Here is a 12,326-nt window from a genome sequence, read left to right as displayed (position 1 = left end):
CGACCGGGTTCAGGCGCTGAAACCGGTGCGCTGGGAGCGCTGGGCGCGCAGCCGGGCACCCTTCTCCTTGGCGGCGGAGCGCAGGTCAGCCTGGAAGGTGCGCATCCGCTCCCGCAGCGCCGCTGCCTGCTCATCGGCCCCGGCGGCCAAGATCCGGGCGGCGAGCAGCCCGGCGTTGCGCGCCCCACCCACGGACACGGTCGCCACCGGCACCCCGGCCGGCATCTGCACGATGGACAGCAGCGAGTCCATCCCGTCCAGGTGCGCCAACGGCACCGGCACCCCGATCACCGGCAGCGGGGTGACCGCGGCAAGCATCCCAGGCAGGTGCGCGGCACCGCCGGCACCGGCGACGACCACCCGCAGCCCGCGAGCGTCGGCCTCCTGCCCGTAGCGGATCATGTCCTGCGGCATCCGGTGCGCGGAGACCACGTCCACCTCGACCTCGAGGTCGAACTCGGCGAGCGCGTCCGCGGCAGCAGACATCACCGGCCAGTCCGAGTCCGAGCCCATCACCACACCGACTACAGCACCCATCTCAGCGTCCTTCCAGCAGCCGGGCAGCCTGCAGCGCCCGACGGCGTACCTGGGCCGGGTCCGTCCCGGTCACCGTGACATGTCCGAGCTTGCGGCCGGGCCGCACCCCTTTGCCGTACAGGTGCACCTTCGCGTCCGGGAACGAGGCCATCAGCTCCGGGTAGGCGGCCGCCGGGTCGGCCAGCTCCGAGCCGAGCACGTTCACCATCGCCGCAGCCGGCACGGTCAGCTCGGTGCTGCCCAGCGGCAGGTCCAGCACCGCGCGCAAGTGCTGCTCGAACTGGCTGGTGACAGCGGCATCGATGGTCACGTGCCCGCTGTTGTGCGGGCGCATCGCCAGCTCGTTCACCAGAAGGATGCCGTCGCGCGCCTCGAACATCTCCACCGCCAGCACCCCGGTGACGCCCAGTCCCTCGGCGATCGTGCGGGCGATGTCGGCGGCGTCCTCGGCCACGTGCGGCGCCAGCCCGGGGGCGGGAGCGAGCACCTCAGCGCACACCCCGCCGGCCTGGATGGTCTCCACCACCGGCCAGGTCACCGTCTCGCCGCTCGGGCGCCGGGCCACCAGCACGGCCAGCTCGCGGGTGAAGTCCACCTTCTCCTCGACCAGCACCTCGCCGCGCGGGTGGGCGAACCAGTCCGCGACCCCGGCGGCGTCCTCGGCACCGGCCAGCACGGACACCCCTTTGCCGTCGTAGCCGCCGACGGGGGTCTTGGCCACCACCGGCCAGCCGATCCGCCCGCCTGCGGCGAGCAGGTCCTCCTCGGTGCGCACCGCAGCCCACCGCGGGCAGGGGACCCCGAGCTGGCTCATCCGCTCCCGCATCACGATCTTGTCCTGGGCGTGCCGCAGCGCCCCGGGACCGGGCTGCACGTTCACCCCGGCGTCCACCAGATCGGTGAGCACCTGCTGCGGCACGTGCTCGTGCTCGAACGTGAGCACGTCCGCACCGTCCACCAGGGCGGCGATCGCCTCGGCGTCGTCGGCGCGGCCCACAGTGGAGCTCGGGATCACCTGAGCGGCGGCGCCGTCGCCGGCCTCCACCAGGGCGCGTAGCTGGATCTGCAGGGCACCGGCAGGTTCGGCCATCATCCGGGCGAGCTGCCCGCCTCCCACCACGGCTACGACTGGTCCCATGGGCGCTCAGCCTACCGAGGCAGCGGACCTGCTCGTGCACGCGTTCAGATCAGATCGCCGATGTGGTCGGCGACCGCTGCCCTGCTGCGGCGGAGCTTCGGCGGTGGGGCCGTGTTGGACGAGCCGTCGGTCCAGTTCTATGGTGAGTTCACCGCGAAGCAGCGGCAGCAACAGTGCAACGACGCACGGGGAGGCTCGGATGCAACACCGACACGCAGCACGGATCGCAGCCCTCATGGCCGCAGCTCTGGGCATGGGCACGCTCGCCGCCTGCAGCGGCGACGACGGAGAGTCGACGACGTTGAACGTCACCCTCGCCAACCACGTGTGGACCGACATCATCACCGAGAAGATCCCGGAGTTCGAGGAGCAGTCCGGGCTGGACGTCGTGGTCACCCAGCTCAGCGAAGACCAGCTGGTGGACAACTACAAGGTGAAGCTGAACGCGGGCTCGGCGGACGTGGACGTGATGATGTACCGGCCGCTGCAGGTGGGAAAGCTCTTCGGGCAGAACGGCTACTTCGCCGACATCACCGACCGGGTCAGCGGGGCCGGCGACTGGGACTGGGAGGACTTCCAGGCCGGCCCGGTGGGCCTGACCACGTATGAGGACCAGGTCGTCGGGGTGCCGATGATCACCGAGAGCGAGATGCTCTACTACCGCACCGACCTGCTCGAGGATGCCGGTCTGGAGGTCCCCACCACGATGGCGGAGCTGGAGGAGGCTGCCCGGACGATCCACGAGGAGAACCCCGGTACCGCGGGGATCGTGATGCGCTCCCAGGCGTCGGCCGCCGTCACCCAGCTCTCCGGCTTCCTGTACAGCTTCGGCGGCACCTGGCTCGATGACCAGGGTCACTCGGCGATCGCCAGCGACGAGGCGAAGGAGGCCTACGCCTACTACGGCCGGCTGCTGCACGACTACGGCCCGGACCAGATCAGCACGGACATGTCCTGGCCGGAGTCTGCCGCGATCTTCGCCCAGGGTGACGCCGGCTTCTGGATCGATGCCTCCAGCCTGTACGAGAACGTCTACGACCCGGCGAAGTCCCAGGTCGGCGACCAGGTCGGGTTCGCCCCGTTCCCCGCCGGCCCGGACGGGTCCCGCCCGTACAACGTGGCCGCCTGGGCGCTGGGCATCAACGCCGCATCGCAGAACCAGGACAACGCCTGGGCGTTCATCCAGTGGGCCACCAGCCCGGACATGACCCTGGAGATCCAGACCGAGGGGGTGCCCAGCGCGCGGACCTCGGTGTGGGAGAACCCGGAGGGAACCGAGAGCTTCCCGGAGGACCTGGCTGCGGCGATCGCCGCCAACGGTGAGAACGGTGTGGGCCAGGACCGGCCCCTGGTGGTGGGGGTCGCCGAGGCCCGGGAGATCGTCGGCGCCCCGATCGTGGCCGCGATCACCGGGGAAGACTCCGACCAGGCTGCCGAGCAGGCGAACGAGCAGTTCGAGGCGTTCCTGGAGTCGGACGGCTGACCTCTGTCGGACATGACCTCGACCTCGAGCGACGCGGTGCCGATCAGCACCCGCCTCTCCCGGTGGGCGAACCAGCACCGGAAGTGGTTGTTCGCAGCACCGGCGATGGCGTTCACTGCCATGCTGATCTGCTTCCCGGTCGGCTGGACCCTGTACCTGAGCCTCACCGACGCGAAGGGCTCGGTGCGCCGCCCGGCTGACTTCATCGGGATCAGCAACTACCTGCGCGTGCTCACCGACACCGACCGGTTCTGGCCGGCGGTGGCCCGCACGGGGGTGTTCACCTTCGGTGCGCTGGCACTGGAGCTGGTGCTCGGGATGGCGATCGCTCTGCTGCTCTGGCGCACCTTCCGCGGGCAACGGTGGGTGCGGGTGTCCATCCTGCTGCCGTTCGTGGCCACCCCGGTGGCGATCGCGATGATGTGGCGGCTGATCTTCGAGCCGAACATCGGCTTCGCCAACCGGGTGATGGGCTGGCTGGGGCTGCCGCCGCAACCGTGGCTGGCCGATCCGGGGATGACGCTGCCCACGCTGATCTTCGTGGACGTGTGGGAGTTCACCCCGATGGTGGCGATCATCCTGCTCGCCGGCCTGTCCACGCTGCCGGACGAACCGGACGAGGCCGCCCGCATCGACGGCGCCGGGCTGTGGCAGCGGTTCTGGTACGTCACCCTGCCGATGCTCAAGCCCGTGGTGCTGGTGGCGGTGCTGCTGCGGGCGATCGACGCGCTGAAGACGTTCGACCTGCTGTACGTGACCAAGGGCCAGGGCGGCGGGTCGTTCCACGAGGCGGAGACGTTGAACATCTACGTGTACGGGCTGAGCTTCAAGTACAACGACTTCGGGGTGGCCTCAGCGGTGCTGATCATCTTCTTCCTGATGATCCTGGCGGTGATGTGGCTGCTGACGTTCCGCCGGAAGGGGGCCAAGCTGTGAGCACCGCCCAGACCGCCAGCGCGGCGCCGGCCGGCACCGGGGTCCGACCAGCGCGCCGGCGCCGCGCCCCGCGCGCGAAGGCCTACAGCGCGTTCCGGGCCACGATGATCGCGGTCGTGGTGCTGGTGTTCGTGGTGCCGCTGCTGTGGATGGTGATGGCCTCGTTCAAGACCAACGTGGACATCCAGAACACGGCCAAGACGTTCTCCTTCACCCCGATCCTGGACAACTACCGGCACGTCCTGGCCAACGACGACTACCTCGGCTTCGTCCGGAACAGCTTCGTGGTGGCGTTCCTGGCCACCGGCATCTCGCTGCTGCTGGGAGTGCCGGCGGCCTACTCGATGAGCCGCTTCAACATGCACAAGTCCGCCCTGGTGGTGCTGCTGGCCCGGATCATCCCCGGGGTGAGCCTGCTGGTGCCCTGGTACTACGTGTTCGCCAACCTCGGCCTGGTCGGCGGATACGGGGTGCTGGTGATCTCGCACATGTTCATCCTCATCCCGATCAGCGTGTACATCATGATGTCGTTCTTCGACTCGATGCCGCGGGAGCTGGAGGATGCTGCGCTGGTCGACGGCCTCACCCCGATCGGCGCGTTCCTGCGGATCCTGCTGCGGCTGTCCGTGCCGGGGATGGCGACCGCCGCGATCTTGTCGTTCATCTTCTCCTGGAACAACTTCATGTTCGCCCTGGTGCTCTCCGGTGCGAACACCAAGACCCTGCCGGTGGCCGTGTTCGACTTCGTCTCCTACGCCAGCATCGACTGGGGCGCGATCATGGCCGCCACCTGCATCATGACCCTGCCGATCATCGTGGTCGCGCTGCTGGCGCAGAAGTACATCGTCTCCGGGCTGACCGCCGGGGCGACGAAGGGCTGAGCATGGTGGCAGAGACCCAGCCCACGCGCTGGAGTCGGTGCGCAGCGGTGCCGGTATCAAGACGCTGCTGACGCCGACCTGAGCCAGGCCTGTGCCCGCCGCCGGGGCTCGTGCCCGCCTCCGGGCACCACTGCCCACATCGCTGAGCGGTGGGCCGCCGCGAAGCATGTCTATCCTGGAGCAGTGACCAGCACCGACCGCGCCCGCCGCCTACGTACCTGGCTGGGTGAGCTGTTCCGGTTCGGCACTGTGGGCCTGGTCGCCTACGTGGTGGACCTCGGGCTGATGAACCTGCTGCGGTTCGGGCCCGGTGAGGTGCTCGGGCACAAGCCGTTGACGGCGAAGGTCATCTCGGTCTCGGTGGCGGTGCTGGTCGCATGGTTGGGCAACCGGCACTGGACGTTCGCGCACCAGCGTGGCCCGCAGACCGCCGCCGGGCGCAGCCGCGAGCTGGTGCAGTTCGTGGCGGTGAACCTGGTCGGGATGGCGATCGGGGTCGGCTGCCTGGCGGTCTCGCACTACCTGCTCGGCCTCACCTCACCACTGGCGGACAACATCTCCGCGAACGGGGTGGGCCTGGTGCTGGGCACCGCGTTCCGGTACCTGGCCTACCGGTACTGGGTGTTCACCGGCGACGGCGCCGCCGCCCCACCACCACCAGCGCCCCCGGTGGCAGCACCGAGTTCGGGTCCAGCCGCTTCGGAACCGCGCTGAGGAAGATCGCGAACACCGGCGGGCGGCGTTGCGCCAGCTCCAACCGACCCCCGTCCGCGGTGACCAGGTCGCGGGCCAGCGCCAGTCCCAGCCCGCTGCCCTGACCGGCGGTCACGTGCCGCTCGAAGATCCGGGGTGCCAGGTCGTCGTCGACCCCGGGGCCCTCGTCGGCAACCTCGATGACCACACCGGTGTCCGACTTGGAGTCCCGCACCCGCACGCTGGTGGTGCCCTCGCCGTACTTCAGCGAATTCTCGATCAGCGTGGCCAACGTCTGCGCCAGCGCCCCCGGGGTGGCGAACACGGACACGTCGTCACCAGCGTCGAACTCCAGGGTGCGCCCGTCCCGCTCGAAGACCTGCGACCACTCGTCCGCCTGCTGGGCGAACACCTCCTTGAGCAGCAGCGCCTCGGTGGTGCCGCCGTCAGCCTTGCGGGAGGCCTTGAGCAGGTCGTCGACCACGTCCACCAGCCGCTCCACCTGCTCCAGGGAGATGCGGGCCTCCTCGCGGACCTCCTCGTCGTCGGAGACCAGCTGGATCTCCTCCAGCCGCATGCTCAACGCAGTCAGCGGGGTGCGCAGCTGGTGCGAGACGTTCGCCGCGAACTGCCGCTCCGCGGCGATCCGGCCGGCGAGCCGGTCGCTGGTGCGCACCAGCTCGGCGCCGACCAGGTCAATCTCCTCCACCCCGGAGGACTCCAGCCGCGGGCGCACCTGCCCAGAGCCGATCTGCTCGGCACTGGCCGCCAGGTAGATCAGCGGCGCAGCCAGCCGGCGCGCCGACCACAACGCCACCATCGCCGCCAGCGCGAACGCCACCAGCGAGGCGACCACCACCAGGATCACCACCCGGGCCGCGCGCCAGAACACCAACGAGCCGCTGATCTCCAGCACCACGTGCGCCCCGGACGGTGAGGTGCTCTCCGCCCCGTAGCTGCGTTCACCCAGGTCCGGTCCGGCGGTGACCACGGTGCCGTCGAGGTTGGTCACTGTGATCCGCGCCGGGGTCTCGCTGTCCTCCTCCACCCAGCGCTGCAGGAACTCGGCGTCGACCGGGTAGTTCATGTTTACCCGGGTCTCCACGGCGCGGGTGACCGACTGGGTGCGCAGACGCAGGTTCTGGTCCAGATTCTCCCGCGTGTACAGGGCACCGAAGATCGACATCGGCACACCGAGAAGCAGGACCGCGACGGTCACCGCGGCCATGGCGGCCGTCAGTACCCGTCTGCGCAGGTCAGCTCACCCCGTTCTCGAACCGGAAGCCCATACCCCGCACCGTCGAGATGTACCGCGGGGAGTTCGCGTCGTCACCGAGCTTGCGGCGCAGCCAGGACACGTGCATGTCCAGGGTCTTGGTAGAACCGGTGGGGTCAGAGGCCCACACTTCACGCATCAGCGCATCCCGGGAGACCACCGACCCGGCCTCGCGCACCAGCACGCGCAGCAGGTCGAACTCCTTGGCTGTCAGCTGCAGCTCCCGGCTGGCCTGGAAGGCGCGGTGGGCGGCGACGTCCACCCGCACGTCCTGAGCGGCGATCTCGTCGCTCTCCTCCCCCTCGGCGCCGGCCCGGCGCAGCAGCGCCCGCACCCGGGCGAGCAGCTCGGCCAGCCGGAACGGCTTGGTCACGTAGTCGTCGGCACCGGCGTCCAGCCCGACTACCAGGTCCACCTCGTCCGCGCGCGCGGTGAGCACCAGGATGGGCGTGGTCAGCCCCTGGTTGCGGATCCAACGGGCGACGTCCAGCCCGTCCATGTCCGGAAGGCCCAGGTCGAGCACGAACAGATCAGCCTGGGCGGCGTCGTCGATGGCCCCCCGGCCCGTGCCGTGCACGGACACGTCATAGCCCTCACGCGTCAGTGCCCGCGCCAACGGCTCGGCAATGGCCGGGTCATCTTCTGCTAATAGAACTCGGGTCACAGTGTCATGCTAATGCCACGAACTCGCTCGTGGCGCTCACTTTAAGAATTGCGGTGTGCGCCACACCCGGGCGGCCGCGCATCCGTGCGGCTGGCCCGCTGCGAACCATCATCTCCCGCTCCGGTCGTGCTGCGGCGTGTCTCGTGCACTACTGCGTGTCGCGGCCGCGGCGCTGCACCTCCACCGGGCGCACCTCCCCCAGTCCCTGGACCTGGGCAGGTGGTTCGTGCACGAACTCGAACTCCTGGCCTGCCGGCAGGCTGTCCAGCACAGCGGCGGAGACGTCGTCCATCAGGATGACCTCGGGTGCGGCCAGGTCGGTGAGCCGGGAGGCGAGGTTGACCACTGGGCCGAACACGTCCCCGGACCGGGAGAGCAGCCGGCCCCACACCACTGCTCCGCGCACCGGCAGGTCCTGAGCGGCCATCACGTGCACCAGGCTGGTGGCCACCCGTGCCCCGGCGGGCAGGTCGTCGGCGACGAACAGCACCGCATCCCCGATGGTCTTGACCACTCGGCCGCCGTAGCGGGCCACCTCGTCCCGGGCGGCGGACTCGAAGTCCTGCACCAGGGTGGCCAGCCCGCGCGGGGTCAGGTCTGCCGAACGGGTGGTGTAGGAGACGATGTCGATGAACCCGATCGCCCGCTCCAACGGCAGCTGGTCGGGTTCGCTGCCCTCCAGTCCCACCCGGGAGATGTCCCGGTCGATGCGGCCGAGCAGGGCGAACAGCTGGCGCCGCCAGGCGTAGTCGAGCTGTTCACGCAGCAGCGGGGAGAGGTCGACCATCCGGTCCAGCACCACCAGGCGTGCGCTGACGTCATCCAGGCGGTACCGGGCGGAGACGTCCTGGACCATGGTCTCCACCTGCCAGAGCACCAGCCGGTCCATCGAGTGTCCCAGCCCGCGGACCAGGTCCTGGGCCGCTTGCAGGCTGACCGTGTCCGCCTCGACAGCGGCCGCGAGCGCGCGCAGGGCGGCCACGTCGGTGCGGGTGAAGTGTTTCTGCCCCTCCGGCACGTCCGGGAAGCCGAGGGAGCGCCAGTACTGCCGGGTGATCTCCTCATCCACCCCGGCTCCTGCGGCGAGCTCGCCCACGGTCAGCTCAGGTGGCCCGCCGAGCAGCAGCTCGTGGTGCCGGTTCACCGTGGCGCGGCCGGCATCGCCCGACGGCGCAGCCTCGCCGGGTACGGCAACATCGCCTTCGTCGGGGCTGCTTCCCGACGGCGCAGCCTCACCTGGGGAGGGAGGCTCACCGCCCGCAGGGGGCGGGGTGCGTCCGGGCTGGGCGTTCACATCGCCGAGGGTAACCGGTGCGAGCCCGCTTCCGCAGACGTCTGCACCCGGGCTGTCATGCGTCGCGGATCGCGGTGGCCACGTCCTGGTCCAGGGCAGCGCGCACGCAGGCCGCTGCCAGGTGAACCACGTCGGCGTCCGGCACCAGCCGCGCCAGGCGGCTCGCATCCTCGGGCAGACCGGCCTTCCCGGCACCCTGCAGCGCCTTGCGGTCCAGGTAGGGCACCAGCTCCGGCCACACCGCCTGCACCTCGCGGCAGAAGATGTCCGCACCGGCCGGTCCGATCCCGGGGAAGGTCTGCAGCCGGCTGCGGGTCTGGGCGGGGTCGTCGCTGCGTAGTCGCCGCAGGTCGCCCCGGTGCTCACCCTGCAGCTGCTCGGCGCCGTCCCCGAGCATGGTGGCAGTGCGTTCGTCGTACCGGCGGTAGCCGCCACGGCCCAGGGCATCGACGCGTTGCTGCCAGGTGGCATCCGCCATCCGCTGGGGTGTGCGATACCCCGCGCGGTACAACTCGCGTGCGGCTGCAACGGCGATGTCCGCACTGATCCGGGCGGACAGCAACGTGGCCAGCACGAGCAGCTGGTACAGCGGTGCCGGCTTGTCCCGCAAAGTGATGTCGGCGTCCTCTGCGTAGGTCGTGCCGTAGGTGTGCACGGCGTAGCGCGCGCGGCCCTTCTGAGTGATGCTCATGATGGTCCTCCCGCTCCAGGCTCACACCATCGCGACCTACCCGCACACTGAGCGGCCCCGCTCTGCTCACTGATCGGCGCAACGGACTGACCGTGGCGGCCTTGATACCGCTGCGGGCAACCGCCGCACGGACCTCCGGCCGATGCAGCGCGGCACCCCGCAGGACCGAACGTCCGGCGGGGTGCCGCACTACTACTGCCTGGCAGAAACTGGGTCAGGCTCCTGCTGGCTCAGTCGTGGCCCCAGTAGTCAAAGACTGTCTCAGCAATGTCGATGTTCTCCAGGTAGGGCCCATGCACCGGATCCTCTTCGGTCGCATAAGACAGGATCCGCGACGCACCGGCTCCCTGCGCATAGACCGGGACCAGGCCATTGGTATGTCCGCCCGTGTGCCAGGACACATCGGGCAGCTCGCCCTCCTCGCCCTCGATCGGCGCCCAGGCGGGATCGGAGTCTGCACCGGTGAGATATCCCGTCTCGTGATCAGCGGTGACGACGACGAGTGTCTCGCTCCAGCTGCTCTCACTTTCCACCCAGTCGACCACAGTCTCAATAGTTTCATTGAACGCGATCTGCTCCTCAATGAGGCGGTTCAGGCTGTTGCCATGGCTCGCCCAGTCGATCGCACCGCCTTCAACCATGAGGAACAGGCCCTCATCGGAGGCGTTGGTGAGAACATTCAAGGCTGCTTCGGTCATTTCTGGCAGTGTGGGAGTCGTCTCCAGAAGGGGTGCATCATACGGTTCAGCCCCAGGTACAGGATTGCCTTCCGAATCCATATCGGGCCCGCTTCGCTCGTACTGGAGGGTCCCTGCAACTTCCGGCAGTCCGAAAACGTGCTCCGGCGGATTGTCGGCGGTTGCCAGGTCAACAAAATCTTCTCGGTCCTCGACGACGTCGAAGATCGTGTCGCCACCCATCACGCGATCATAGGTATCTTCGTCCAGGTAGGTGTACTCAGGGTCCTCGAGCTCTTGTCCATCTTCGTCAAAATATGGATTACCCCCGCCCATGATCACGTTGATGCTGTGCTCTGTCAGCATCTCTCTGGCGATGCCGTGGTAGTCATTTCGATCGAGGTTGTGGGCAACAAAAGCGCCTGGTGTGGCATGGCTGAACGGCACGCTGCTGACAACACCACTGGCTTTGTCGAGCTCCTGCGCCCGCTCCGTGAGGTTCCGCACGGGCGTCCCATCCGGATCGACGCCGATCGCTGCATTGTACGTTCGCACGCCAGTGGACAGGGCCGTAGCCGTGGCGGCCGAGTCCGGTGGCTCATTGAGCCTCCAGTCGAAGTCCGCCCAGGCTTCGTCAGACTCGTAGCTGTGCCCGTCCTGATAAGTGGCGGCCGCCGCCTGAACCGGGAAATTCTGGTAGACCTGGCTAGCTTCGCCGTCGACATGCTCGACTTCGCCGGTGTCCGGGTCAGCATGAAATTGGTAGTTGGCGGTGCCATGCTCATAAAGGCTAGCCACATCAATTTGGTTGAAACCCATGCCATCACCGACGAGGTAGATGACGTTCTCCGGTCCGAAACCTAATGGCTCGACCTCTGGTGGCGGCTCATCTTGTGTATCAGCATGCACCATTGGTGCAGTCACCAGAGTCATGCCGAGCGCAACTGAGCCGAACAGGACACTTCGTGATCGTCGCGTCATTGCAGTCAAAACCCCTCCTGACGTCCCCCAACAAGGAAGTCAAAACATTACATGGTCTCCTGAGTTGCTGTCAACCAGTTACTACTCATCAGGAGGCTCATCTCCAGAATGCCGCTTTGCAGGTGCAGAGGTCTTGACGACCGATGGTCCTGGCATTGGCCCCGGAGTACCCATGAGGCCGTATACGGCATTGAGCATCCCGTGCGGGTGGGGAGGAACTCTTGTTCCAGCAACCGTGGAGATCTCCAGAGAAAAGTGGGTCGCTGCGGTGACGGTAGTGGTCGCGCGAACGACGTCCGTGCCGGCCTGGTTGCATCGGGATCGGGACCGTTCGGGACAAGCCGTAGCGCACTCTCAGCGCGCGTCCGGCCGCGATCCTGGTTAGCGTGGGGTCAGCACCCACGTCGAGCCAAGGGCGGGCGAGTCTTCGACCACACCACGCTTCGAGAAGGGAGCGTCATCATGGCTGACCTGACTGGAACAACAGTGGCCTTCCTGCTCACTGACGGCTACGAGGACAGTGAGCTGACCAGCCCGTGGCAGGCGGCGGTCGACGCCGGGGCGACGCCTGTGCTGGTCTCCCCCGCCGAGGGCAACGTGACCGGTGAGAAGGGACACAGCCAGAAGGTGGACCTGCCGGTCTCCGAGGCCAAGGCCGGCGACTTCGACGCGCTGATGCTGCCCGGTGGCGTCGGCAACGCTGATGCGCTGCGCCTGGACACCGACGCGGTCGGCTTCGTGCGCAACTTCTTCGGCCAGCACAAGCCGGTCGGCGTGATCTGCCACGGAGCCTGGATCCTCGCCGACACCGATGTGCTCGCCGGCCGCCGGCTCACCTCGTTCCCGAGCCTGCAGACCGACCTGCGCAACGCCGGTGCCACCTGGGTGGACGAGGAGGTGGTGGTGGACCAGGGACTGGTCTCCAGCCGCACACCCGACGACCTGCCCGCGTTCAACGCCAAGCTCGTCGAGGAGATGGGCGAGGGCAAGCACGAGGGGCAGACCGCCTGACCGGCACTGGTCAGGCGGGCCGGAGGTGGGTGACGTCGCCGGCGTGCACCACCCGGTCGGTGCC

At 68.5% G+C, this 12,326-nt stretch carries 12 protein-coding genes; 5 read left to right on the top strand and 7 right to left on the bottom strand.

What is annotated here, in order from left to right; translation table 11 throughout:
* Nucleotides 1-9: 9 nt before the first annotated feature.
* On the bottom strand, nucleotides 10-537 hold the full coding sequence (purE, locus tag K338_RS0117465; protein ID WP_022919451.1) for a 5-(carboxyamino)imidazole ribonucleotide mutase: 528 nt from the start codon (nucleotides 535-537) through the stop codon (nucleotides 10-12).
* 1 nt (nucleotide 538) lies between these two features.
* Nucleotides 539-1,675 (bottom strand): 5-(carboxyamino)imidazole ribonucleotide synthase, encoded by a 1,137-nt coding sequence (locus K338_RS0117460; protein WP_022919450.1) that lies wholly within the window; start codon nucleotides 1,673-1,675, stop codon nucleotides 539-541.
* Between the two features lie 199 nt (nucleotides 1,676-1,874).
* Here K338_RS0117460 and K338_RS0117455 point away from each other — a divergent pair, with 199 nt between their 5' ends.
* From K338_RS0117455 to K338_RS23655, 4 genes are all read left to right on the top strand, one after another.
* Nucleotides 1,875-3,158, top strand: a complete 1,284-nt coding sequence (locus tag K338_RS0117455; protein ID WP_022919449.1) for an ABC transporter substrate-binding protein — start codon at nucleotides 1,875-1,877, stop codon at nucleotides 3,156-3,158.
* A gap of 12 nt (nucleotides 3,159-3,170) precedes the next feature.
* The gene (locus tag K338_RS0117450; protein WP_022919448.1) at nucleotides 3,171-4,094 is read left to right on the top strand and encodes a carbohydrate ABC transporter permease; all 924 of its coding nucleotides are present in this window, start codon (nucleotides 3,171-3,173) and stop codon (nucleotides 4,092-4,094) included.
* On the top strand, nucleotides 4,091-4,975 hold the full coding sequence (locus K338_RS0117445; RefSeq protein ID WP_022919447.1) for a carbohydrate ABC transporter permease: 885 nt from the start codon (nucleotides 4,091-4,093) through the stop codon (nucleotides 4,973-4,975). The genes K338_RS0117450 and K338_RS0117445 overlap by 4 nt, the downstream gene beginning before the upstream one ends.
* A gap of 183 nt (nucleotides 4,976-5,158) precedes the next feature.
* The gene (locus K338_RS23655) at nucleotides 5,159-5,689 is read left to right on the top strand and encodes a GtrA family protein (protein WP_022919446.1); all 531 of its coding nucleotides are present in this window, start codon (nucleotides 5,159-5,161) and stop codon (nucleotides 5,687-5,689) included.
* On the opposite strand, the gene K338_RS0117435 is transcribed toward K338_RS23655, so the two are convergent.
* From K338_RS0117435 to K338_RS0117415, 5 genes are all read right to left on the bottom strand, one after another.
* Nucleotides 5,601-6,896: an ATP-binding protein gene (locus K338_RS0117435; protein ID WP_022919445.1), complete on the bottom strand. Its 1,296-nt coding sequence runs from the start codon at nucleotides 6,894-6,896 to the stop codon at nucleotides 5,601-5,603. The two genes, K338_RS23655 and K338_RS0117435, sit on opposite strands and share 89 nt — an antisense overlap.
* A 28-nt stretch (nucleotides 6,897-6,924) precedes the next feature.
* A complete protein-coding gene (locus tag K338_RS0117430) occupies nucleotides 6,925-7,608 on the bottom strand; it encodes a response regulator transcription factor (RefSeq protein WP_022919444.1) in 684 nt (227 codons plus the stop codon).
* A 148-nt stretch (nucleotides 7,609-7,756) separates the two neighbouring features.
* Nucleotides 7,757-8,902, bottom strand: coding sequence for an adenylate/guanylate cyclase domain-containing protein (locus K338_RS23650; RefSeq protein WP_157612601.1), 1,146 nt, complete (start codon nucleotides 8,900-8,902; stop codon nucleotides 7,757-7,759).
* A 55-nt stretch (nucleotides 8,903-8,957) separates the two neighbouring features.
* Nucleotides 8,958-9,593 carry an HhH-GDP family DNA glycosylase gene (locus K338_RS0117420; protein ID WP_022919442.1) on the bottom strand — a complete coding sequence of 212 codons (636 nt, stop codon included), beginning with the start codon at nucleotides 9,591-9,593 and terminating at the stop codon, nucleotides 8,958-8,960.
* 230 nt (nucleotides 9,594-9,823) lie between these two features.
* Nucleotides 9,824-11,251, bottom strand: a complete 1,428-nt coding sequence (locus K338_RS0117415; protein ID WP_022919441.1) for an alkaline phosphatase — start codon at nucleotides 11,249-11,251, stop codon at nucleotides 9,824-9,826.
* A gap of 462 nt (nucleotides 11,252-11,713) precedes the next feature.
* Here K338_RS0117415 and K338_RS0117410 point away from each other — a divergent pair, with 462 nt between their 5' ends.
* Nucleotides 11,714-12,262: a type 1 glutamine amidotransferase domain-containing protein gene (locus K338_RS0117410; RefSeq protein WP_022919440.1), complete on the top strand. Its 549-nt coding sequence runs from the start codon at nucleotides 11,714-11,716 to the stop codon at nucleotides 12,260-12,262.
* The last annotated feature ends 64 nt before the right edge of the window (nucleotides 12,263-12,326 follow it).

The sequence above is a fragment of the Ruania albidiflava DSM 18029 genome (assembly GCF_000421225.1).
GTDB lineage: Bacteria > Actinomycetota > Actinomycetes > Actinomycetales > Beutenbergiaceae > Ruania > Ruania albidiflava.
The sequence above is the reverse complement of the archived record's forward strand: the minus strand, read 5'-3'. Positions and strand labels throughout refer to the sequence as shown.

What these genes read in the sequence shown, in the direction of transcription:
- purE (WP_022919451.1), bottom strand. Translation starts at nt 537, where the DNA reads ATGGGTGCTGTAGTCGGTGTGGTGATGGGCTCGGACTCGGACTGGCCG.
- K338_RS0117460 (WP_022919450.1), bottom strand. Translation starts at nt 1,675, where the DNA reads ATGGGACCAGTCGTAGCCGTGGTGGGAGGCGGGCAGCTCGCCCGGATG.
- K338_RS0117455 (WP_022919449.1), top strand. Translation starts at nt 1,875, where the DNA reads ATGCAACACCGACACGCAGCACGGATCGCAGCCCTCATGGCCGCAGCT.
- K338_RS0117450 (WP_022919448.1), top strand. Translation starts at nt 3,171, where the DNA reads ATGACCTCGACCTCGAGCGACGCGGTGCCGATCAGCACCCGCCTCTCC.
- K338_RS0117435 (WP_022919445.1), bottom strand. Translation starts at nt 6,896, where the DNA reads ATGGCCGCGGTGACCGTCGCGGTCCTGCTTCTCGGTGTGCCGATGTCG.
- K338_RS0117420 (WP_022919442.1), bottom strand. Translation starts at nt 9,593, where the DNA reads ATGAGCATCACTCAGAAGGGCCGCGCGCGCTACGCCGTGCACACCTAC.
- K338_RS0117415 (WP_022919441.1), bottom strand. Translation starts at nt 11,251, where the DNA reads ATGACGCGACGATCACGAAGTGTCCTGTTCGGCTCAGTTGCGCTCGGC.
- K338_RS0117410 (WP_022919440.1), top strand. Translation starts at nt 11,714, where the DNA reads ATGGCTGACCTGACTGGAACAACAGTGGCCTTCCTGCTCACTGACGGC.